Origin of the sequence: Paenibacillus sp. FSL k6-2145, from assembly GCF_037976585.1 — a bacterium.
Classification (GTDB): domain Bacteria; phylum Bacillota; class Bacilli; order Paenibacillales; family Paenibacillaceae; genus Paenibacillus.
Genome location: NZ_CP150267.1, coordinates 1 through 21,218 on the forward strand (window position 1 = coordinate 1; position 21,218 = coordinate 21,218).

Here is a 21,218-nt window from a genome sequence, read left to right on the forward strand (position 1 = left end):
ATGCTTCAGTGACGAATTGTTACTACGGTCACTTTATTTAAATGACTTTACGGTTACGGATTGGTTTTGAGCGTTTTTATTCTTTTTTTGGACTTCCCTACTAAAAAAGTCTGAAATAACCGGCACATGTGCGGCTTGCTTCCGCAGATTAGATTCGTCCCCTCCACTACGTTTGCACGAACCACTGTATCTTTCGAATTAGGGTGGGGTAATTTAGGTCGCTTCCCTCTGAATTCCTTTAGGCTTGTCATGGTTGTCTTTTCTTACTCATAGGATGAGTTAAGGAACCCGGACGGAAGGAATGATGTTTCTATGTTTAGAGATGTGATATTGCCCCTACTCTATGGGCTTATTATCTTTTTTGGTGGCATGAAACTGATGGAGACCGCCTTGCAACGTATGGCAGGGCCCATGTTGGCAGGTTGGCTCAATCGCGCTACCTCTGCTCCATGGAAAGGTATGGCCTTCAGTGCGGGCGCAACGGCCTTGTTACAGAGCAGTACTGCGGTCACTGTACTCACCATTGGACTGGCTAATGCCAGATTAATTACCTATGGACGCACACTCGGCATCATCCTCGGCACCAACATCGGGACATGTCTGACAACGGAGCTGGTGGGATTACAGATCGGACGTGCTTCCCTGCCGCTGCTTGTCCTGTCGCTGACGGGCTGGGCCATGTTTGTTGTACTTGGTGAACGCAATCTGGCCGCTCCTGAACGCACGCGCCAGACTCTGTTTAACATCCAGTACAGCTTCCTCGCAGCCGCAGGATTTGCACTTGTTATGACAGGCATTCAGGTAATGCAATCCATTGCCTTACCCTTGCGGAGCATGGGCGTATTTCAATGGTTTCTCGACCGCTCGGCAGACAGCTTGTGGTGGGGCTTCCTGGCAGGTGCCTGTCTGACAGCGCTCATTCACAGCAGCGCAGCTGTCATTAGCATGGCGATTACGCTCGCAGCCACAGGGGTATTACCTGTGGAGATCGGCATCGCCATTGTGATCGGGTCCAATGTGGGGACCTGCATCACCGCTGTGATTGCTGCCGCGGGCGGAGCATCCGCAGGCAAATTTGTCGCAGCCTCCCATGTTGTATTAAACATTGCGGGAGCGCTGCTGTTTATGCCGCTGATCGGCCAGCTGCATGCAGCTTCGGCCTGGCTGTCAGCGGACTACGGGGCACAAATTGCGCATGCCCAGACCCTTTTTAACATCACCAGTTCACTGCTTGCTTTGCCATTCTGTTACTTGCCGATTTGGCACAAAAAACCACCGGTCCACGCCCCCGCGGCGAAGTCACCCGTGGCTTGATGATCTGCCTATCCAGACCCACAGAACGCGCGGCTAACTGACTCGATCTAGAACAATAATGCGTTATACGTTAATGCCTAACTTGTTCAGGGCTACACGCAAGATATCATCGTTATTATCATATCCGTTCTGCTGCTGTCTGGACCATGCTTCTTCCGGAGCATACCAATCCACACCCTTGATTTCTTCAATCTGAGGCTGCAGATCTCCACTCTCGGCTTCAACGAGATAATAATGAACTTCCTTGTCCACCGGGCCAAAATCTGCATGTTGGTACGTGTAAGCAATAATATCAACCGGCTCTACAATGCGGCCCACCATACCTGTCTCTTCCAAAATCTCGCGCAGTGCCGTCTGTTCGATTGTTTCTCCCTCTTCCATTTTGCCCTTGGCGAGAGTTGTTTTACCATAACGATCTACGATAAGCTGAATTTGAAGACGTCCGTCTTCCCCTGTTCTATAAACAACTCCGCCTGCTGAAATTTCTTTTTTGTTCATCATGCTCTCCCCCATCAACTTCGATATCTTTATCTTATTTTTTTGCAAAAGAAGGACCTCATCTCCCCGGGTAAGCTCCCCAAGGAAATGAAATCCTTGTTTCTGACGCCTCGATTACATCGCGGCGGACTTAAGATTCTCTTCCAACACACGTACCAGCGTAGCCTGACTCTCGTTGACGCCGGCTTCAACCACTTTGACTCGGCACACTTTACCGACCATATCCATGGTTCCGTCAAAGACCAGTTGAATGTAGTTGTCGCTATAACCGTGCAGCTTGCCACTTCCCTCGCGGCCTTTGGCTTCACCTTCGGGAATAACATCCAGTACCTGTCCAACAAACTGCTCAGCGTACTCCAGCTGCATCTGCTCAGACAAGTCAATCAGTTCATGCACACGTGCATTTTTGACCTCTTCGTCCACCTGATCTTCCATTCGTGCTGCTGGCGTACCCGTACGCTTGGAATAAGGGAATACGTGCATTTCGGAGAAACCGATCTTCCGCATTAACTCATAGCCATTACGGTACATCTCATCCGTCTCACCTGGAAATCCAACAATGATGTCTGTTGTAATCGCTACATCCGGCATTGCTTCCCGAATGCGAAGCATCTTGTTGTAAAACTCTTCTGTCGTATATTTGCGGCGCATGCGTTTCAACACCGTATCATCACCCGCTTGCAGCGGAATATGGAAGTGACGAACAAGTTTGTCTGAACGTTTGATCACGTCGAGCATACGGTCGTCAATCTGACTGGCTTCAATCGAGCTGATTCGAATACGCTCCAAACCCTCTACCTTATCCAAATCCCACAGCAGATCGGTCAGATCATAGTTCTCCATGTCATCGCCATACCCACCTGTATGAATACCGGTCAGAACAATCTCCTTGTATCCGGCGTGTACGAGTTGATGCGCCTGTTGAATAATGCTGTTTGCTTCCCGACTACGTGAGAGACCACGAGACCACGGAATGATGCAGAACGTGCAAAAGTTATTGCATCCATCCTGAATTTTCAGGAATGCGCGGGTGCGGTCAGCAAAATCAGGTACATCCATTTCTTCAAACACACGGGTTTTCATAATATTACGCACCGCATTAACGGGTTGACGGGACTCCTGAATTTCATTAACATATGGCAAAATCTTGTCACGGTCCTGTGTACCGATAACCAGATCCACCCCTGGGATGTCCAGAATCTCTGCCGGAGAAGTCTGCGCGTAGCAGCCTGTAACGGCCACAATCGCCTCCGGGTTGCGCCGAATGGCACGACGAATAATTTGACGGCTCTTTTTGTCGCCGGTATTGGTTACTGTACAAGTATTAATCAAGTATACATCCGCTGTCTGTTCATCAAAGTCCACTTGATCGTAACCTTCGTTTTTGAACAATTGCCAAATCGCCTCTGTATCATAGAAATTAACTTTGCAGCCTAAGGTGTAAAACGCCACGGATGGCATAATTACATTCCTCCCATTTCTCCGGATTCATATAGCACGCAAGTTAGTGCTGCCATTCCAGCTGTCTCAGCACGCAAAATGCGTTTGCCCAGTCCAACAGATACAGCACCTGCCTGATCAGCCTCTGCCGTCTCCTTCTCAGAAAATCCACCTTCCGGTCCAACCACGATCAAAACTTCTGCACTTGCATCAGGTGCAAGCTGCTCTATAAACGGCTTCAATGCATCTCTCAGCTGTTTACCGTTTTCTTTCTCATAACAATAACATACCAGGCTATAGCCCTCAAAAGAAGATAACAGCCCTTTCCAGGAAAGCGGCTGCTCAACGGATGGAATACGATTCCGGTGACTCTGTTCAGCAGCTTCCTTGGCAATTTTCCGCCACCGCTCCAACCGTTTGCCTTCTTTCTTGGCATCATATTGCACAATCGTACGCTCTGACAGGAAGGGTACAAATGATACCGCTCCAATCTCAGTACATCTCTGGATGACTGTTTCCATCTTGTCACCCTTGGGCAAACTCTGTGCCACGGTTACACGAATCCGTGCTTCATGGTCCATCTCAAGAGGTTCCACAATATTGGCAGTAACTTGGCCAACTTCAATAGTCTCAATTTCCACGAGTGCTTCTCTGGAGTTTCCGTCACTGATAATCAGTTTATCTCCAGGTTTACCACGCATGACCTTGCCGATATGGCGTGCATCATCACCTGTGATGATCACAGCGTGTTCATTAAACTGTTCTGCAGATACAAAATATCGCTGCATTAGTCAATCCACCCATTCTGTCCTGTTATGACTGAAATTCACCCCGCCCGATGACAGGCGTGAATCCAATCGCCACAGATGATCATACAACTTTTACGTGTTTCTGACCAGTATATCAGCCCAAAACACGATGCGCTTTTAGCGATATAATTCAATAACCAGCTTTGCCAGATCTACATACATCGTTTGCGCAAACCCATACAAAGGTTGAATCGTCACATTTTGCAACGGAGGTATAACAAGAATCAATAGGAAGATAAAAATGGACCATTGCTCCACCCCTTGCAGCTTGCGGCTGATTGAAGGTGGCACTACATCTTCCAGAATCCGATAACCATCCAGTGGGGGCAACGGAATCAAGTTAAACAGGAACAGGAAAAAGTTGGTTAAGTTAAAGATAGCGAAAAACGTTGTGATTGCTGTCAGCAACCGCTCATTATCAATGCCGCCGAGTGCTCCCGAACCAACCAGTGAAGCATAGATGATTGTACCGATGATCGCGAGCAACAGATTGCTCAGAGGCCCTGCTGCGGATACGATGATACCCATCAATCTAGGTTTGTCGAAGTTAGCCCGATTAACCGGAACTGGACGTGCCCAACCAAAGCCGGCAATAATGAGCAACAGCACACCAAATAAGTCAAAGTGTACAACCGGATTCAGTGTGACCCGACCCAACAGCTTGGCTGTTGGATCACCGAATTTGTTGGCAAAATACGCATGCGAGAATTCATGCACCGTAAATGCGATCAGGATGGTCAGCAGGAAAAACGGAAGCTGATCGATGGGATAACGAAAGAACGAATTCCAAAAGTCCATACGTTACCCCTTTCTGGCTACAAACGCCAGCCAATCCTCATCACGATGGATCGCACTCACTTCAAACCCGGAGGCTACCAGTGCATCATGTACAACCTGCTCTTTGTTCTTCCAAATGCCTGATACAATATAGGTTCCACCAGACTCAAGCGCATTATAGACATCGTCTACGAACAACAAAATGATTTCAGCCAGAATGTTCGCCACGACAACCTTAACCGGTAGTTGTACACCAAGTGCAGGGTCCTGACTCCCGAGGACGGACAAGAGATCACTCTCTTTAACTGTAATTTGTTGCTCCAACCCATTCAGTTCCACATTCTCCCTGGCACTGATTACCGCAACTGGATCAAGATCAAGCGCCAGTACATGTTTTGCCCCAAGTTTTATCGCTCCAATAGCCAAAATACCAGAACCTGTACCTACGTCAATGACTTCCTCGCCGCCCTGAATAACCGTTTCCAGTGTACGCAAGCAGAGGGAGGTCGTTGGATGTGTTCCTGTACCAAAGGCCATGCCTGGATCAAGCTCAATAATTTTCTCATCCGGACTTTCAGGCGTATACTCTTCCCACGTTGGCTTGATCGTCAGACGTTCCGATACACGTACCGGCTTGAAATATTGTTTCCAGGCTGTTGCCCAGTCATTTTCATCCACTGTACGCGTCTCATAACGAACCTCACCTGTATCAATTCCGAATTCGGAGAGTTCCTCGATTCTCGGATTAACTTCTGACTGTAGTGCATCCATGTCCGTACCTTCGGAGAAGTACCCTTTGATTACCGCAAAGCCTTCCGGAATATCATTCAAAGGAACGTCGTATAACTCACCATATGTCGTGTCCCGTTTTTTATTTAAAGTACCGGACTCTTCAATTGAAACCCCTCCAGCACCCGCTTCATGTAAAAAATTCGAAATCATCTCCACAGCTTCTTCTGTGGTATGTATTGTTAGTTCATGCCATAACATACTTGGTTTTTCCTCCTCATTTTTCAAACATCCCAACTATTGTACTACACAAGCTAGCCGGAGCACAAAGCCACACCAGTAAAAGAAAAACAAAACAGGATATCCGCAGCCTGACTGCTCGAATATCCTGTCATCTATTCATACATATCTGTTTCATTTACTTCAGCATTTTGCATAATTCGAATCTCACTTAGCAAAAACGCCCACCATTCTGCGTGATCATCTCAGCGGCTTGCGGGAGGGAATCGTTGGATACGGACACGGTCAGCAAAATTTCTTGTTTTAGCCTGTTTGCCGAATCCTCTTCGGGTGTATCATACACCTGACCATTGGACAGCATTTCCGTTTCATCACTAATCAGGGCAAGTACATTCAGTTCTCCACTAAATCCTCCAACGACGGCTGTAGGGGAATTATCGAAGCCCTTAACATCGTTTGAATCCAATGCAGACGCTTCATTGCCAAGGCTCTCGATACTCAATTGGTTTGGGTGCAACAATTCCAGGGCTCTGCGTGCAGACTCGGCCTCAGTCCAGCTTGTAAAAACAGCTTCGAGTATCACTGCCGAGCGATCTTCAGTCATGAAGCTCCCGTCCCTGACGTCGATCAGCCGCTTCACTGCGGCGTAGTGCTTCGATATCTTCATGATCCGCAGCTTCAGCGCTGAATTCCACGTCCTCATTTTTCGCGGATTGCATACGTTTCATTTTTTCCGTTTTCGTTAAAATTTTGCCTGGACGTTCATGTTCTGCCATTGTAATGCTCCTCCTTCAAATTGTATAAGTTCAACTAAATCGTATTTACACTGACACTCCGATGACAGAACAACCTTCCGATCGCTGTTATCCCCAGATTTTTTTTAATTCCCTTCTTCCAAAGGGAAAATCCGGGGATAGCGTATGCTTCCGAAGTAGCTTTCTTGCGAAAGCTTTTAGGCGAACGCTTCGCTTCTTCAGGTTTTTTCTGTCCTCTCCGTTATTGTGTAAATGTTTAGATTGAATCTTATATTGTTGATCTAAATATATATTTCTTGAAACTAGATCATTCCACCGGCTTGTTCGATTATAGACATAGCGCGGTGATGTACCGATTCATCTACGATAACCGTTAGTAATACATCCCTTCCCGTAGGTCCACCCTGTCCACCATCACTCATGCCGCTTGCAGAAGGGTCCGCCGCAGCCATGATTCCAGCACTGGCATTTGTTTGCATGGAATCGGGCACCCATGATGAAAAACTGCCGGAAACGCCCGGCTTGTAGGAAGCCCCGCTTGGTCCTACACCCGCATATCGGCTGAATCGATTAATCGACAGGTCCTCCACTCGCAATGCCTCCAGTTTTTTGGCTGCTCCTTGAGCCTGCTCCGGGCTGTGAAAGTACGCCAAAATATTTTTCTCGGTCATCCGCTTCACCTGCTTCCCTAATTTCTCGCATATCAGCTATGCATATCATTCTCGCCATGCTATCTTTCCGCAAGTTCGCTCAGAATATACCGAAATGCTCCCACAAATTGCTGTCGTTCTTTATAGCATAAATCCATGGATTTTGCCAAAATCACTGAAACACTAAAAAAAGGCGTACAAAAAAGGACACCCTACGGTAAAAACCGCTGTGGTGTCCTTTTGGACTTGCTATATATTATTCTCAGTCGCCGCGGAAGGCACGTTTCACTCTATCAAAGAAAGATTGTTCATGCTCATGTGTTTGCTCTCCATCCAGCGCAGCAATTTGGCGAAGCAGATCTTTCTGCTCGTCATTCAGCTTACTAGGTGTAACCACAACCACTTTCACATGTTGATCCCCTTGCCCCATACCGCGCAGGCGTGGTACGCCTTTGCCTTTGAGTCGGAAATACGTTCCCGTTTGTGTACCAGCTGGTACTTTCAACTTCACTTTCTCGGTCAGCGTTGGGATTTCAACTTCATCTCCCAGAGCTGCCTGAGCAAAGGTAAGTGGGATTTCGCAATAAATATCGTCACCTTCACGCTCGAAGAAATCATGTGATTTCACGCGAATGACAATATACAGATCTCCCGCTGGTCCGCCACGCAGGCCTCCCTCGCCCTCACCTGTCATACGCAGTTGCGCGCCATCATCTACACCCGCTGGAATGCGGACATGGATTTTGCGTTGCTTGCGAACTTTACCGCTACCACTGCACGTTGTACATTTTTCTTTGATAATTTGGCCCGAACCACTACAGTTCGAACATGCACGACGATTAACCATTCGACCAAACGGTGTATTTTGCACGACTTCCTGCTGACCGCTACCTTGGCAGACCGAGCAGGTTTCCGGTTTCGTTCCAGGTTTGGCACCTGAACCATGACAGGTATCACAGCCTTCGGTACGCGGAATCGTAATATCGGTTTCTTTACCGAACACAGCTTCCTTGAACTCAATCGTCATCGTGTACTGCAGATCATTCCCCCGTTGCGGAGCATTGGGATCACGTCGTCCACCGCCACCGCCGCCAAAGAACATGTCGAAGATGTCGCCAAATCCACCGCCACCAAAATCACCGCCACCACCGAATCCACCTTGATTCGGATCGACATGACCATATTGATCATATTGTGCACGCTTCTGACCGTCACTCACTACGTCGTAAGCTTCTTTAACTTCTTTAAATTTAGCTTCCGCATCAGCAGCCTTGTTTACGTCAGGGTGATACTGACGGGCAAGCTTACGGTAAGCCTTTTTAATCTCATCGTCGTTAGCCGTTTTACTAACGCCAAGCACCTCATAATAATCACGCTTTTCAGCCACTCTTCCACCCCCATATCATTCACCATATCGCACATCGTGACAAAAGGAAAGCCAAAGCGCGGGAGCCCCGGCTATGACTTTCCCTCTAATTCGAACGTCACCGATGTTTAATTCGCGTAGAACTACGAATTAGTTTTGTTTTTTATCTTCATCCACAACTTCGTAATCAGCGTCTACGACGTTATCACGTTTAGCGGAACCTTGTTGCTCTTCAGCACCTTGTGCTTCTTGCTCTTGCGCCTGAGCTTGCTCATACAGTTTCACGGACAGTTGTTGAACGATCTCTGTCAGTTCTTCTGTAGCAGCTTTGATATCTTCCAGGTTGTCGGAAGCCAGAACGCCTTGCAGTTTTTCTTTGGCAGCATTTGCTTTTTCAACTTCGCCAGCATCTGCTTTTTCGCCAAGATCTTTGATCGTTTTGTCAACAGAGTAGATCAATTGATCTGCACTGTTTTTCGCTTCAACGAGTTCTCTGCGTTTTTTATCTTCTTCAGCGTGCAACTCAGCATCTTTCATCATTTGCTCAACTTCAGCATCGCTCAAACCGCTGGAAGAAGTGATTGTGATTTTTTGAGTTTTATTAGTACCTTTATCTGTTGCAGATACGTTAACGATACCGTTGGCATCAATATCGAAGCTAACTTCGATCTGTGGAACGCCACGTGGAGCTGGTGGAATATCACCCAACATGAAACGTCCAAGCGATTTGTTACCTGCTGCCATCTCACGCTCACCTTGCAGAACATGAATCTCAACGCTTGGTTGATTGTCTGCATAAGTGGAGAATACTTGAGATTTGCTTGTAGGGATCGTTGTGTTACGCTCGATCATTTTGGTGAATACGCCACCTGCTGTTTCGATACCCAGGGACAGTGGAGTTACGTCAAGCAATACAACGTCTTTCACGTCACCTGTCAGCACGCCCGCTTGTACAGCAGCACCCAAAGCTACAACTTCATCCGGGTTAACACCTTTGTGAGGCTCTTTACCAGTCAGTTTTTTGATTGCTTCTTGGACTGCAGGAATACGTGTGGAACCACCAACCAATACGATCTTGTCGATATCGTTAGCCGTCATACCCGCATCACTCAATGCACGACGAGTTGGTTCAAGCGTACGCTCAACCAGACCTGCAGAGATTTCTTCAAATTTCGCACGGCTCAGGTTCAACTCCAAATGCTGAGGAACGCCATCAGCAACCGTGATGAACGGCAAGGAGATCGTTGTAGTCAATACGCCGGAAAGTTCTTTTTTCGCTTTTTCCGCTGCATCTTTCAAACGTTGAACCGCTGCTTTATCTTTGCTCAAGTCAATGCCTTGATCTTTTTTGAATTCACTTACGAGATAATCAATGATTACTTGGTCGAAGTCATCCCCGCCCAGTTGGTTGTCCCCGCTCGTTGCTTTAACTTCGAAGAAGCCGTCACCCAGTTCAAGAATGGATACGTCGAACGTACCGCCACCCAGGTCATATACGAGAATCGTTTGGTCTTCGGATTTCTCCATACCGTATGCCAAAGCTGCTGCTGTAGGCTCGTTGACGATACGCAGAACTTCCAAACCTGCAATTTTACCCGCATCTTTAGTCGCTTGACGCTGACTGTCATTGAAGTAAGCAGGTACAGTGATAACTGCTTGAGTTACCGTTTGACCCAGATAAGCTTCAGCATCAGTTTTCAATTTTTGCAGGATGATTGCAGAGATCTCTTGTGCAGAGTAGTCTTTGCCATCAATTGTTTCCTTGTGGGAAGTACCCATGTGACGTTTGATCGACATGATGGTACGATCCGGATTGGTGATCGCTTGACGTTTTGCAGTTTCACCAACAACGCGCTCTCCATCTTTTTTGAAACCAACTACGGATGGAGTTGTACGTGCGCCCTCCGGATTTGGAATTACGACAGCCTCGCCGCCTTCCATTACTGCTACGCATGAGTTTGTTGTTCCTAAGTCAATACCAATTACTTTGCTCATCCGAAAATTTCCTCCCTCAACAATTTAAAATGAATGGGTCTGATCTGACCCTTATTTAGATGTTCATGTTGCTAATCGTGCTCTATGTGTACAAACCTTTATATTAAACTTCGCCCACATTGTTCAACTATGGAGCCGACCCATTCCTTCCTATAAGGAAATTATGAGCTGACTTTAACCATAGCTGGACGAAGCACTTTATCTTTCAGCATGTAGCCTTTTTGGACTTCCTCAACAACGATACCTTCTTCGTACTCGTCGCTCTCCACTTGCATAATAGCTTGGTGGAATTCAGGATTGAACGGTTGTCCTACCGATTCCATTGCCGTCAGACCTTCGTTATTCATCACGGTTTCCAATTGACGGAAAATCATTTGGATGCCCTTGGAGAAAGATTCGACCTCTGCTCCTTCCGGTACAGTAGCCATGGCGCGCTCGAAGTTATCAATAACCGGTACCAGTTCGGTGACCAGCTTCATCGAAGCGTATTTAGCCAATTCTTCTTTTTCCTTCTGAGTACGACGACGGAAGTTATCAAAATCAGCCTGTGCACGGACATAACGCTGCTGTTGCTCCTCAGCTTCTGCCTTCAGACGTGCAAGCTCATCCTGCTCCTGACCAGCCATCTCTTCAGCTTGTGCTTCTGCAGCGCCAGCTTCATTAATAGGCTCCTGCTCAGCTGCTGTTACCTCTTGTTCTTCTGTAAATGATTGCTCCTCTTTCAAGATGTTCACCTCCTTATACGAATGAAATGGTTCATTCCCGAATCTTATTTGAAACGATGTGTCAGCATCGCCGTCAAGTCACGGGATAGTGTATTTAGAATATGAATGACACGTGCATAATCCATCCGCGTGGGTCCTAGAATACCGATCGAACCCAATGCCTCACCGTCCAATGAATAGGAGGCTGTAATCAGGCTGCAGTTGGCAAAGGCTTCATGATCATTCTCAGTGCCGATTCGCACTTGAATACCAGATCCACCCGGCACGGGCATCATCAATTTCATGAGTGTTGGTGTCTCTTCCAGCAGGTCAAGAATATCTTTTACCTTTTCGATATCTTTAAACTCCGGTTGAGTCAACATATTGGTGGCACCACTGAGGAACAGACGATTATCATGTTCGTTGTCAAAGGCACTGTTCAGCACCTGCATAACTTCCTCGTAACGTGTAATATGCCGTTCCATCTCTTGCCCGAGTTCAGTATAGAGACGGGATTTCAATTTGTAAATTGGCACACCAACCAGCTTGGTGTTCAACAGTCGAACCACTTTCTCCATCTCGGCTACCGAGATTTCTGGAGGAATCTGGACCGTCTTGTTCTCCACCTGACCGGTATTGGTCACAATGATTGCCACAGCTTCACTTTCGTTCAGCGGAAGCAATTGGAAGTGACGTAGGGACGTATGGAATACTTCCGGTCCAAGCAGGATCGAAGTATAATTCGTCATATGTGACAAAATATTGGATGCATGCTGAATAACTTGCTCCATGACGTTCAACTTTTCAGCGAAGAACGACTTCAGATCATCCAACTCCTGAGGCTCCACCTGATTCCAGGGAACCAAATGATCGACATAATATCGATAGCCTTTATGGGATGGAATGCGTCCAGCCGATGTATGCGGCTGTTCCAGAAAGCCCATATCTTCGAGGTCCGCCATTTCATTACGGATCGTCGCCGGACTGTATCCAACATCTCCCCTTTTGGAAATGCTCCGGGACCCTACGGGCTCAGCTGAACGGATATAGTCATCCACTATAGCGTTCAGAATCATTCGTTGACGCTCTGTTAACATGGTGAGTATTCCCTCCTTCTGACTGTACTGTCCCATGTCGTTAGCACTCCGGTTAGATGAGTGCTAAGCGGTAATACAAAAATACCAAACTGACGTGAACATTGTCAAGTGAGTTTGATGAGTGGGCTCATCTATTTATAGTATAGACCAATGTCGACGAGTCCTAACAACTTTATTGAACATACTTTGAAGTAAAAAAGGACTGCATGTAGGGCAGAGGCTGACTCGGCTCAATCCATGCAGTCCATTCAGTTGTTAGGCTGAAACGTTAAGCTCTTTTAATACCGCGATCTCATCACAACAATCCTGCTTGCTGCAATGAACACAATCGGTCCATACTTTCTCGGGGAAAATCTCTTTTTCCACCACGGCAAATCCGTTTTTGAGAAAGAAGGATACTTCATATGTCAACGCCATAACCTTAGGAATCTGTTGTTTCTCCGCTTCTTCTACCAGTCGGTCCAGCAATCGGGAGCCAATACCGAGCCCTTTGTGCCCTTCCGAGATACCGAGTGATCTGACTTCCACCAGATCATTTCCCAGACGACAAAGCGATCCGCAACCCACCACTTCACCATCAACTTCGGCTACAACAAAGTGCTCCAGCTGTCGGTGCAGTATTTCCCGTGATCGCGGAAGCATGATCCCACGCTCTGCATAGCCCTTAATCATTTCATACAGTGGTTCAACATCTTCCGGCACGGCTTTTCTGCATATTACCGACATCCTGCTCTCCTCCTATTACCAAGCTTTCCAGAGGAAAGCTGACTTCGTAGTTGTTAAATTAACACGCTCTGTAAAATCAATATGAATAAATATACAACAGAGCGTATAGAATTTCAAGCTATGAATTCAGCGATATGGACCCGATAAACTCCGCAAAAACGTCATTTCCGAACAGGATACCCTGCTCGCTCAGTCGGAAGCCGTCTGCCGTCCGCTCAAGCAGCCCTGCGTTCAACATTTTGCCCAAAGGCTTTGCAAACACTTCTTCCATGGACTCTCCGAACTGTTCGCTAAAACGTGAGGCCGAAGCCCCCTCCAACATTCTTAGTCCAACCATCAGATAATCTTCCATGGCCTCAGGGCGAGCAATCTCAAAATGATCCAGACGAGGCAGTCCTGCACGCGAAGCTTCAACATAAGGATTTATACCTTTAATATTCATATGCCGTTCGCGGCCTACATATCCATGTGCACCTGCACCCAGACCGTAGTAGTCCTCATTACGCCAGTAGGTAATATTGTGACGACTCTCAAAGCCCGGCTTGGCAAAGTTACTGATCTCGTATTGTCCATAACCTGCTTCTTTCATACGTCTCATTAATAGAAGATACATCTCCAGTTCGTCATCTTCATGAGGAAGAGGTAACTGGTTCTTCTGATACAGTGTATGGAAAAGTGTATTCTCTTCGACTTTCAGGCTGTAAATGGAGTAATGCGGCAGATCCAGTTCCAGCGCTTTGTCGATGCTCTCATTCAACATCTCTACGGTCTGGTTTGGCAACCCAAACATCAAGTCAATGGACAGGTTATTCAAGCCTGCTTTACGAGCATTCTCCAAACTGCGATATACATCATCCGTATTATGAATACGGCCAATGCCTGTCAGCAGATCATTCTGAAACGCCTGCACGCCAAAGCTGACACGGTTGACGCCGCCCTCTTTCATTGCAGCGAGCTTCTCCGCATCCGTGGTTCCCGGGTTGGCTTCCATCGAAAATTCAATATCGTCCGCCCAATTTGGGAAATACGTCTTCACGGAACGAAGAAATACTGCCATCTCATCCGGTTTCAGAGCTGTTGGCGTACCCCCACCTACAAATATGGTCTTGATCTCACCCGGTGGATTGGCCTTAACTGTATGTTCCATCTCCCGTTCTAGCGCTTCGAGATATTGCATCACGGGCTGATCTTTCAGAACGTAGGAGTTAAAGTCGCAATAAAAACATTTATTCGTGCAAAAGGGAATGTGAAGATACACCGCTTGGGGCGCACCTGTCTTCCGGCTGTGTGCTGCCAATGTCATGGCAAGTCCCCCTCTATTTGAAAAAAGGAAAGCCATCCGGCTTCCCTTTCAGCTTAGTTATTTAATATTCTGTGTTGTAACCATGTTTGCAAGCAAACGTCCTACAATTCAATTTCGATACACACAATCTGTGTTGTACCCGAAACAAAATATCGTTTATCCTTTCATACACAAATTATTGATGTACCAAAAGGATTCACGTGACGTTTGCAAGCAAACGTCCTAGTCATCAATTTTCAGTACCGCCATGAATGCCTCTTGTGGCACCTCAACGTTACCAACTTGCTTCATCCGCTTCTTACCTTCCTTCTGCTTCTCAAGCAGTTTCCGTTTCCGCGAGATGTCACCACCATAACACTTGGCAAGTACGTTTTTACGCATTGCTTTTACCGTCTCACGAGCAACAACCTTGGTACCTACAGATGCCTGAATTGGCACCTCGAACATTTGCCGTGGAATCAGCTCGCGCAGTTTCTCACAGACAATGCGTCCGCGGTTATAGGCACGGTCACGGTGAACGATGAAGGACAGAGCATCCACCTGTTCGCCATTGAGTACAATATCCATTTTTGCCAGATTGGACTGACGGTAACCGGACAACTCATAATCCAGGGATGCATATCCTTTGGTACCGGATTTCAACTGGTCGAAGAAGTCATATACAATCTCGGACAACGGAATCTCATAGGTAATGGTAACCCGGGTTGTGTCCAAATATTCCATATTTACATATTCACCGCGTTTATTCTGACACAACTCCATAATGGTACCTACATAATCATTTGGTACGATAATATCTGCCTTGACGTACGGTTCCTCGACGTAATCAATCCGTCCCACCTCAGGATAGTTGGATGGGTTGTCGATTTTCATCACTTCACCATTGGTTAAGGTGACGTGATAGATTACACTTGGTGCCGTTGTGATCAACGGAATGTTAAACTCCCGCTCGATCCGCTCCTGGATAACGTCCATGTGAAGCAGTCCAAGGAATCCGCAACGGAATCCAAAACCGAGTGCACTGGATGTTTCCGGTTCAAAGCTCAGAGACGCATCGTTCAACTGCAATTTCTCCAACGCTTCACGCAGATCAACATAGTCCGATGTTTCGATCGGATAGAGACCACAATACACCATTGGGTTAATTTTACGATAACCCGGCAAAGGTTCCGGTGTTGGATTTTTGGCATCCGTTACCGTATCCCCGACTTGTGTATCGCCAACATGCCGGATACCTGCAACGATAAATCCAACATCCCCCACGTTCAGCTCGTCCACGATGGTCATACGAGGTTTGAACGCTCCAACTTCAATGACTTCAAATGATTTACCTGTTGCCATCATTTTGATTTTGGAACCGGATTTAATTTTGCCATCAACAACACGTACATATACGATTACACCTTTGTACGGGTCATAGTGCGAGTCAAAAATCAGCGCTTTCAAAGGCTGGTCAGGATCACCAGTCGGTGCCGGAACACTTTGCACCACTTGCTCCAAAATTTCTTTGATTCCGATTCCTGATTTGGCCGAAGCCAAAACCGCATTACTTGTGTCCAAACCAATAACATCTTCCACTTCCTGCTTCACCCGTTCAGGATCAGCGCTTGGAAGGTCAATTTTGTTGATAACCGGTAAAATTTCAAGGTTGTTATCCAATGCCAGATACACGTTGGCAAGTGTTTGGGCTTCAATTCCCTGAGCCGCATCCACAACCAGGAGAGCACCTTCACATGCAGCAAGACTGCGTGATACTTCATATGTGAAGTCTACGTGTCCCGGTGTATCAATCAGATTCAATAAATACTCTTCACCGTCATCCGCTTTGTAAGTCAAGGCTACTGCTTGTAGCTTGATCGTTATTCCACGTTCGCGTTCAAGGTCCATTTTATCCAGAACTTGTTCCTGCATTTCACGTGAAGTGAGCGCACCTGTGTGCTCCAAGATCCGGTCCGCAAGTGTTGATTTGCCGTGATCTATATGTGCAATAATAGAAAAGTTACGAATTTTACGTTGTCTTGCCCGAATGTCAGTCATTCCTTACCCCCAGAAACAGCCTAGTGTCAATCACTTCATTATAACAGTTGAAGCACAGTGCATCAATCCCGTGATGTCTCAACTTTATAATAAAGTGTTATCATGCACTCCCAGAGGTTATATTGTACCTTAAAATTATGGTATTTTATTCAGCAACGCCGCTAAAAAGAGAGACCACCCACTTGATTCCACTATGTGAGAGATTTTGCAATAGTCCAGCCGTTTTGTCTGCCAACACATCAACCGGAGCCTTATTTTGATCTGCCCCAAGCACTTGGCTTGGTGACTGAACAGGTACAAATGGGGGTTCTTTAATTTCCTTTTGGACAGGTGCAGTCGGAACAGATTCGGTAACCGATGAAGTTGGCTCAGTTGTCACAACGGTTGACGTGCCTCCCGATGGATTGCCCATATGAAAGTTGCTGCCAGCCAGCTGCATTCCAAACAGAACACCCAGCAACATTAATACAGCGATGGATAACAGTCTTTTACCGAATCTGGACATGTGCATTGCCTCCTGTCACTCTCTACTATTTTTCCTTCTTACATATATGGTTCCTATCCACCCTGCGACGAGGTTTCCGCACTGGCTTTGTCCACCTTCTGATCTTCCCAATACACTTGGGCAATCATGTCTGCTAGAATCTTCGATGTCCGTTGGAGCTCAGCACCTGTGTTGTCGATACCACCAATCTCAATTAAAATGCTGTTGGGTGAGAGGGTTTGGTTATACTCTCCATTGTTGGCTCCTCCACCATCTTTGCCCCACACACCACGGGATACCCCAGGATACTTGGCTTCCAGTTTCTTATGAATTTTCGCTGCAAAGGCTTCATTCTGCCGCCAATTTGGATTTTCATGTCCAATAATGAAATACACTTTGGCGTAGCCCAAGTCATTAATAGTGGTTGTTGTTTTGCCATGACGCTGTGAATCACGATGAATGTCTATGAGATATGTCAGATCATCATTTTGAGCGAGTGCCGCTTTTACCGTTTGACGGGAGTATTTATAAGAATAGTTCCAGTTATAATCCTTTACTTTAGTGGGATAATCATCCTTGGCGTGTTCTACGCCGATTCCCAGCTTCTCCAGACTGTCTGAGAGGTAGGTCCCCACTTGAAATACATTGCCTGTTGATTTGCCTGATGATGGATTATCACTTTTCGTACCTAGCAGTGGATTGTAACCTTCCCGTGGATGGGAATGATAGATAAGAATTGATTTTTTGCCTGTTGTCGGTGAGCCTGAATTGTCTTTCTCACCATTCTTCGCTGGGGGATCCTCTTTACCTTCTCCATCTCCAGGCTCACTCGACTCAGGCGGATCCGTATTGTCCTGGCCTGGTGGAACATGCAGTTCACTACCGGGTTTCCCTCCACCTGCGGAAGCCGTATCCGTAAGACCGGGACCGGGTTGATAATCTTCAGGAGCCTCGGCTTTTTCGTTACCAGATCCAGGACGGAGCAGAACAGGTTGGTTGGAACCCATGCCCGGCATTTCTCTCGCAATCAGGCTCTTGGGGTCTTGAGGATTTACATTCGTTAGTAATTGGAAAACAAATGAGGTGAGATTCTCACCGGATATGGCAGAGATCTGTTCCTTCTGGGTGAGATGAGGCATCTCCATACCGAGCATATCAACGAAAAAGCGGCTTGATACGGCACTCGCAAATCCTTTCATGGAAGAAACGGGTGAATTATTCAAGCGTTTCTCTGCCATGCCCCCCAGACCCAGTACGACAAAAAACAAGGCAGATATGATCATAAGCAACAACAACGTACGGCCCATGGCCAGCACGTGCAGACATCTTTTTTTCCACTTTCCAATATTCCAGGCCAATATCTTGTTCATTCTGCTGTCTCCTTCCCTGCTGGACAACTCTTATACTTCAACTCTATGAGCCGGCCCAATTTGATAGAACAGGAAAATGAAAGATTCCAGAAACAAAAAAAAGAAAGTCCGATAGATTCGGACCTTCTTCTCAGCAGTTTTAAGTTTTAATGTGTATAGGCGGCTACGTTATCCGGATTCACTGCATCGTGGAGTGCAGCGTTAAGTCCTGTAGCAATAACATTGGCAATTCCCTCAATAAACTCATCGATTTCCTTTGGGGTAACTATGAGGTCATGACCCAGTGGCTCAAGTACCTCTTTCACCAGACTCAAGCGATCTTGCTCACCGATGTCGTCCAGCATACCCATGATCTGTTTGGTCTGATCCGTTTCCTGGCGAAAGTGTGAACGCATCATCTCAATCACATTGTTCACAATAGTGGACGCATAACATACGGTTGGTACTCCGATGGCGATGCAAGGCACACCTAATATTTCACGAGTCAGGCCACGCCGTTTGTTTCCAATACCGGATCCCGGATGAATACCAATGTCCGCTACCTGAATCGTTGTATTTACACGTTCCAAGGAACGGGAGGCCAGCGCATCAATCGCAATAATGGCATCCGGCTTGGTCCGATCTACAATCCCCTGTACGATGTCACTGGATTCAATGCCCGTTGTACCTAACACGCCGGGAGCAATCGCGCTGACTTCCCGATACCCTGGCGCTACCTGATCTGGCACCAATTCGAAATACTGACGGGTTACCATCAGATTTTCCACAACAAGTGGACCGAGTGAATCCGGGGTGACATTCAAGTTGCCCAGGCCAACAATCAAGACCTTGGATGTTTTGTTGATTCCAGCTTTAACCATAAAATCTTCCATTTCACGTGTGAACTCGGCAGCAACTCGCTCCTGCAACTCGGTATCACCATTCCGTAGTGAAGGTACTTCCAAGGTGACATAGTGACCTTTCACCCGACCAATAGCCGTTGCTGCTTCTTCAGTTAGGACATCAATACGTGTAATCGTAATGCCCTCTTTTTTCTCCACATCTTCCCGCAGTCCGGGGATCGTCTGTTTCTGTCCACCTTGCGCCATTTCCTTGGAGTCGATCGCCAAATCGGTACGAACTGTATAGTTTTGCAAATCCAGTGTCATTCTGTCCCTGCCTCCCTTACCGCATTTGAGCATATTGTGTGGGAAAAAGGGTTTCTTTATACAGCATGTCGAACATCGTAGGAATATCTGTTGCATTTTACATGCTAGCGTGATAGAATATTTTAAGTTGTGAAACGTTTGTATTCATGCAAATGCCTTACAGGAGGTGAATGTAATGCCAAACATCAAATCCGCTGTTAAACGCGTAAAAACGAGCGACAAGCGCCGCGCACTCAACGCTTCCCAGAAGTCTGCACTCCGTACAGCTGTTAAAGCTGCTGATGCTGCTCTGGTAAGTAACGAAGTTGATACTGCAAAAGCTGCGATTCAAGCTGCTTCCAAAAAGCTGGACAAGGCTGTAACTAAAGGTCTGGTTCATAAAAATGCTGCAGCACGCAAAAAGTCTCGCTTGGCGAAAAAACTGAACGCTCTTTCCGCACAAGCGTAAGAAGCGTTACTTATACGATCCAATGGAAAAATCCTGAACAGCATAGGCTTTCAGGATTTTTTAGTATCTGATTCGATAAGTATAAGACACAAACAAAAGCGACCTTTATTCCGATGATTAAACGATCATGGAGTAAAGGTCGCTTTGTTTGTTATTCACACTAGTAATCTATTACGTTTACGTGTCCATTCAGGCACCAAGTCTCAATAAGAACAGCTCCAGACCAAGCACTTTATCCACCGCTCCTGTTTTCATCTGGTAATCCAGTTCGCTGAGGTGACTCAAAATCATTCTCAGACGTTCCGGCTGAAATTTACGAGCTTGTTCACCCGCAATCTTAACAGCATACGGATGCAGACCAAGCTGACTGGCAATCTGCTGCTGGGAGTAACTTTGTTGGCCCAACTCTTTCACCTGGATCATGATCCGAAACTGACGTGCGATTAAAGCCGCAATTTTAATCGGTTCTTCCCGCTGCTTCAGCAACTCATAGAAAAGAGCCAACGCTTTCTCCAGTCGCAAATTAGCGAGTTCTTCGACCAGCGAGAATACATTCTGCTCTGTACTACGGGCAACCAGTGACTCGATATCAGCACGCTTGATTGTCCCCCCATTACCCGCAAACAAACATAACTTGTCTACTTCAGCAGACAGGGTCTGAAGACCTGTTCCTGCATAGCTGATCAACGTTTCCGCCGCTCCCGTCTCCAAGGAAACATCCCGCTGCTTCGCCAGTTTCACTATCCAATTCAATAACTCATCTCCACTGAGCGGAGCAAAAGCAAGAACTACTGCCTGTTTCTTGACAGCCTTCACCAGTTTCTTACGCTCATCCAGCTTATCCCCTTGGGCCAAGAAAACAATCGTACTGTAATCTGCCGGATTTTCCATATATGTAAGCAGACGATCAACCTGATGTTCAATCTTGGATTCTTTACCTGCGGTGAACAGGCTCGCGTCCCTTACAATAATTAATTTGCGAGGAACGAGAAAAGGTACAGTCTCTGCTTCTTCAATAACGACCTCCACAGCCGTTTCAGACAAATCATATGGAATAATCGCAAAATCACGATGTTCTTCTTCAATAACCTGTTCTTTTAACATATCCGTAAATTGCTGTATCTGGTACTTCTCCGTTCCGTACAGCACATAGATCGGTGCCGTTTCTCCATTACGTATTGCCTTTGTTGCACTTTTTACATCCATTCACGGCGCCTCCTTATCCCTCTTATCCTACCAGAAAAAACGCAAGACAACAAAGGGACCTTACATCCAGTTATGGATGAAGGTCCCCTGTCCTACATCTATATAAACGCAGACACCAGCAG

The 21,218-nt window shown here is 46.7% G+C and carries 21 protein-coding genes; 2 read left to right on the plus strand and 19 right to left on the minus strand.

Going from position 1 to position 21,218, the window contains the following annotated elements:
- Nucleotides 1-312: 312 nt before the first annotated feature.
- Nucleotides 313-1,314 (plus strand): Na/Pi symporter, encoded by a 1,002-nt coding sequence (locus tag NZ043_RS00005; RefSeq protein ID WP_076328112.1) that lies wholly within the window; start codon nt 313-315, stop codon nt 1,312-1,314.
- Nucleotides 1,315-1,377: 63 nt separating this feature from the next.
- Here NZ043_RS00005 and NZ043_RS00010 read toward each other — a convergent pair whose 3' ends face one another.
- The 18 genes from NZ043_RS00010 to gpr all read right to left on the minus strand — a co-directional run bounded on the left by NZ043_RS00010 (nt 1,378) and on the right by gpr (nt 19,442).
- The gene (locus NZ043_RS00010; RefSeq protein ID WP_133385566.1) at nt 1,378-1,815 is read right to left on the minus strand and encodes an NUDIX domain-containing protein; all 438 of its coding nucleotides are present in this window, start codon (nt 1,813-1,815) and stop codon (nt 1,378-1,380) included.
- A 111-nt stretch (nt 1,816-1,926) separates the two neighbouring features.
- Nucleotides 1,927-3,273: a tRNA (N(6)-L-threonylcarbamoyladenosine(37)-C(2))-methylthiotransferase MtaB gene (mtaB, locus tag NZ043_RS00015; RefSeq protein ID WP_047843791.1), complete on the minus strand. Its 1,347-nt coding sequence runs from the start codon at nt 3,271-3,273 to the stop codon at nt 1,927-1,929.
- A 2-nt stretch (nt 3,274-3,275) separates the two neighbouring features.
- Nucleotides 3,276-4,040, minus strand: coding sequence for an RsmE family RNA methyltransferase (locus NZ043_RS00020; RefSeq protein ID WP_133385567.1), 765 nt, complete (start codon nt 4,038-4,040; stop codon nt 3,276-3,278).
- Nucleotides 4,041-4,178: 138 nt separating this feature from the next.
- Entirely contained in the window at nt 4,179-4,859 is a 681-nt protein-coding gene (locus NZ043_RS00025; RefSeq protein WP_133385568.1) for a site-2 protease family protein, read from the minus strand.
- Between the two features lie 3 nt (nt 4,860-4,862).
- Nucleotides 4,863-5,828 (minus strand): 50S ribosomal protein L11 methyltransferase, encoded by a 966-nt coding sequence (gene prmA, locus NZ043_RS00030; RefSeq protein ID WP_133385569.1) that lies wholly within the window; start codon nt 5,826-5,828, stop codon nt 4,863-4,865.
- Nucleotides 5,829-6,018: 190 nt separating this feature from the next.
- A complete protein-coding gene (locus tag NZ043_RS00035; protein WP_133385570.1) occupies nt 6,019-6,411 on the minus strand; it encodes a hypothetical protein in 393 nt (130 codons plus the stop codon).
- The gene (locus NZ043_RS00040) at nt 6,404-6,583 is read right to left on the minus strand and encodes a YfhD family protein (protein WP_017687220.1); all 180 of its coding nucleotides are present in this window, start codon (nt 6,581-6,583) and stop codon (nt 6,404-6,406) included. The genes NZ043_RS00035 and NZ043_RS00040 overlap by 8 nt, the downstream gene beginning before the upstream one ends.
- Before the next feature lie 281 nt (nt 6,584-6,864).
- The gene (locus NZ043_RS00045; protein WP_017687219.1) at nt 6,865-7,233 is read right to left on the minus strand and encodes a hypothetical protein; all 369 of its coding nucleotides are present in this window, start codon (nt 7,231-7,233) and stop codon (nt 6,865-6,867) included.
- A 241-nt stretch (nt 7,234-7,474) separates the two neighbouring features.
- Complete coding sequence (gene dnaJ / locus NZ043_RS00050; RefSeq protein WP_062835521.1) at nt 7,475-8,599, minus strand: molecular chaperone DnaJ; 1,125 nt, start codon at nt 8,597-8,599, stop codon at nt 7,475-7,477.
- A 129-nt stretch (nt 8,600-8,728) separates the two neighbouring features.
- Nucleotides 8,729-10,573 (minus strand): molecular chaperone DnaK, encoded by a 1,845-nt coding sequence (gene dnaK, locus NZ043_RS00055; protein WP_091028373.1) that lies wholly within the window; start codon nt 10,571-10,573, stop codon nt 8,729-8,731.
- Between the two features lie 161 nt (nt 10,574-10,734).
- The gene (gene grpE, locus NZ043_RS00060) at nt 10,735-11,307 is read right to left on the minus strand and encodes a nucleotide exchange factor GrpE (RefSeq protein WP_133385571.1); all 573 of its coding nucleotides are present in this window, start codon (nt 11,305-11,307) and stop codon (nt 10,735-10,737) included.
- A 35-nt stretch (nt 11,308-11,342) separates the two neighbouring features.
- The gene (gene hrcA, locus NZ043_RS00065) at nt 11,343-12,374 is read right to left on the minus strand and encodes a heat-inducible transcriptional repressor HrcA (protein WP_076211670.1); all 1,032 of its coding nucleotides are present in this window, start codon (nt 12,372-12,374) and stop codon (nt 11,343-11,345) included.
- Between the two features lie 255 nt (nt 12,375-12,629).
- On the minus strand, nt 12,630-13,100 hold the full coding sequence (locus tag NZ043_RS00070) for an N-acetyltransferase (RefSeq protein WP_017687214.1): 471 nt from the start codon (nt 13,098-13,100) through the stop codon (nt 12,630-12,632).
- A gap of 118 nt (nt 13,101-13,218) precedes the next feature.
- A complete protein-coding gene (hemW, locus tag NZ043_RS00075; RefSeq protein WP_036668565.1) occupies nt 13,219-14,403 on the minus strand; it encodes a radical SAM family heme chaperone HemW in 1,185 nt (394 codons plus the stop codon).
- A gap of 222 nt (nt 14,404-14,625) precedes the next feature.
- Entirely contained in the window at nt 14,626-16,440 is a 1,815-nt protein-coding gene (lepA, locus tag NZ043_RS00080; protein ID WP_076332291.1) for a translation elongation factor 4, read from the minus strand.
- 145 nt (nt 16,441-16,585) lie between these two features.
- Nucleotides 16,586-16,945, minus strand: a complete 360-nt coding sequence (locus NZ043_RS00085; protein ID WP_076211674.1) for a hypothetical protein — start codon at nt 16,943-16,945, stop codon at nt 16,586-16,588.
- A 53-nt stretch (nt 16,946-16,998) separates the two neighbouring features.
- Nucleotides 16,999-18,294 (minus strand): stage II sporulation protein P, encoded by a 1,296-nt coding sequence (locus tag NZ043_RS00090; protein ID WP_133385572.1) that lies wholly within the window; start codon nt 18,292-18,294, stop codon nt 16,999-17,001.
- Nucleotides 18,295-18,440: 146 nt separating this feature from the next.
- Nucleotides 18,441-19,442, minus strand: coding sequence for a GPR endopeptidase (gene gpr / locus NZ043_RS00095; RefSeq protein ID WP_091013937.1), 1,002 nt, complete (start codon nt 19,440-19,442; stop codon nt 18,441-18,443).
- 175 nt (nt 19,443-19,617) lie between these two features.
- Between gpr and rpsT the strand changes: the two genes are divergently transcribed.
- Nucleotides 19,618-19,890, plus strand: a complete 273-nt coding sequence (gene rpsT, locus NZ043_RS00100; RefSeq protein ID WP_024628504.1) for a 30S ribosomal protein S20 — start codon at nt 19,618-19,620, stop codon at nt 19,888-19,890.
- A gap of 189 nt (nt 19,891-20,079) precedes the next feature.
- Here the strand turns inward: rpsT and holA are convergent, their stop codons facing one another.
- Nucleotides 20,080-21,096: a DNA polymerase III subunit delta gene (gene holA, locus NZ043_RS00105; protein WP_091028363.1), complete on the minus strand. Its 1,017-nt coding sequence runs from the start codon at nt 21,094-21,096 to the stop codon at nt 20,080-20,082.
- Nucleotides 21,097-21,218 lie beyond the last annotated feature (122 nt).

Bases quoted from the DNA above. Each gene is read 5' to 3' on its own strand.
- NZ043_RS00035 (WP_133385570.1), bottom strand. From the start codon at position 6,411: ATGACTGAAGATCGCTCGGCAGTGATACTCGAAGCTGTTTTTACAAGC.
- gpr (WP_091013937.1), bottom strand. From the start codon at position 19,442: ATGACACTGGATTTGCAAAACTATACAGTTCGTACCGATTTGGCGATC.
- rpsT (WP_024628504.1), top strand. From the start codon at position 19,618: ATGCCAAACATCAAATCCGCTGTTAAACGCGTAAAAACGAGCGACAAG.
- dnaK (WP_091028373.1), bottom strand. From the start codon at position 10,573: ATGAGCAAAGTAATTGGTATTGACTTAGGAACAACAAACTCATGCGTA.
- NZ043_RS00020 (WP_133385567.1), bottom strand. From the start codon at position 4,040: ATGCAGCGATATTTTGTATCTGCAGAACAGTTTAATGAACACGCTGTG.
- prmA (WP_133385569.1), bottom strand. From the start codon at position 5,828: ATGTTATGGCATGAACTAACAATACATACCACAGAAGAAGCTGTGGAG.
- lepA (WP_076332291.1), bottom strand. From the start codon at position 16,440: ATGACTGACATTCGGGCAAGACAACGTAAAATTCGTAACTTTTCTATT.
- NZ043_RS00090 (WP_133385572.1), bottom strand. From the start codon at position 18,294: ATGAACAAGATATTGGCCTGGAATATTGGAAAGTGGAAAAAAAGATGT.
- hrcA (WP_076211670.1), bottom strand. From the start codon at position 12,374: ATGTTAACAGAGCGTCAACGAATGATTCTGAACGCTATAGTGGATGAC.
- NZ043_RS00070 (WP_017687214.1), bottom strand. From the start codon at position 13,100: ATGTCGGTAATATGCAGAAAAGCCGTGCCGGAAGATGTTGAACCACTG.
- NZ043_RS00025 (WP_133385568.1), bottom strand. From the start codon at position 4,859: ATGGACTTTTGGAATTCGTTCTTTCGTTATCCCATCGATCAGCTTCCG.
- NZ043_RS00010 (WP_133385566.1), bottom strand. From the start codon at position 1,815: ATGATGAACAAAAAAGAAATTTCAGCAGGCGGAGTTGTTTATAGAACA.
- NZ043_RS00085 (WP_076211674.1), bottom strand. From the start codon at position 16,945: ATGTCCAGATTCGGTAAAAGACTGTTATCCATCGCTGTATTAATGTTG.
- NZ043_RS00045 (WP_017687219.1), bottom strand. From the start codon at position 7,233: ATGACCGAGAAAAATATTTTGGCGTACTTTCACAGCCCGGAGCAGGCT.
- hemW (WP_036668565.1), bottom strand. From the start codon at position 14,403: ATGACATTGGCAGCACACAGCCGGAAGACAGGTGCGCCCCAAGCGGTG.
- NZ043_RS00005 (WP_076328112.1), top strand. From the start codon at position 313: ATGTTTAGAGATGTGATATTGCCCCTACTCTATGGGCTTATTATCTTT.
- NZ043_RS00040 (WP_017687220.1), bottom strand. From the start codon at position 6,583: ATGGCAGAACATGAACGTCCAGGCAAAATTTTAACGAAAACGGAAAAA.
- mtaB (WP_047843791.1), bottom strand. From the start codon at position 3,273: ATGCCATCCGTGGCGTTTTACACCTTAGGCTGCAAAGTTAATTTCTAT.
- holA (WP_091028363.1), bottom strand. From the start codon at position 21,096: ATGGATGTAAAAAGTGCAACAAAGGCAATACGTAATGGAGAAACGGCA.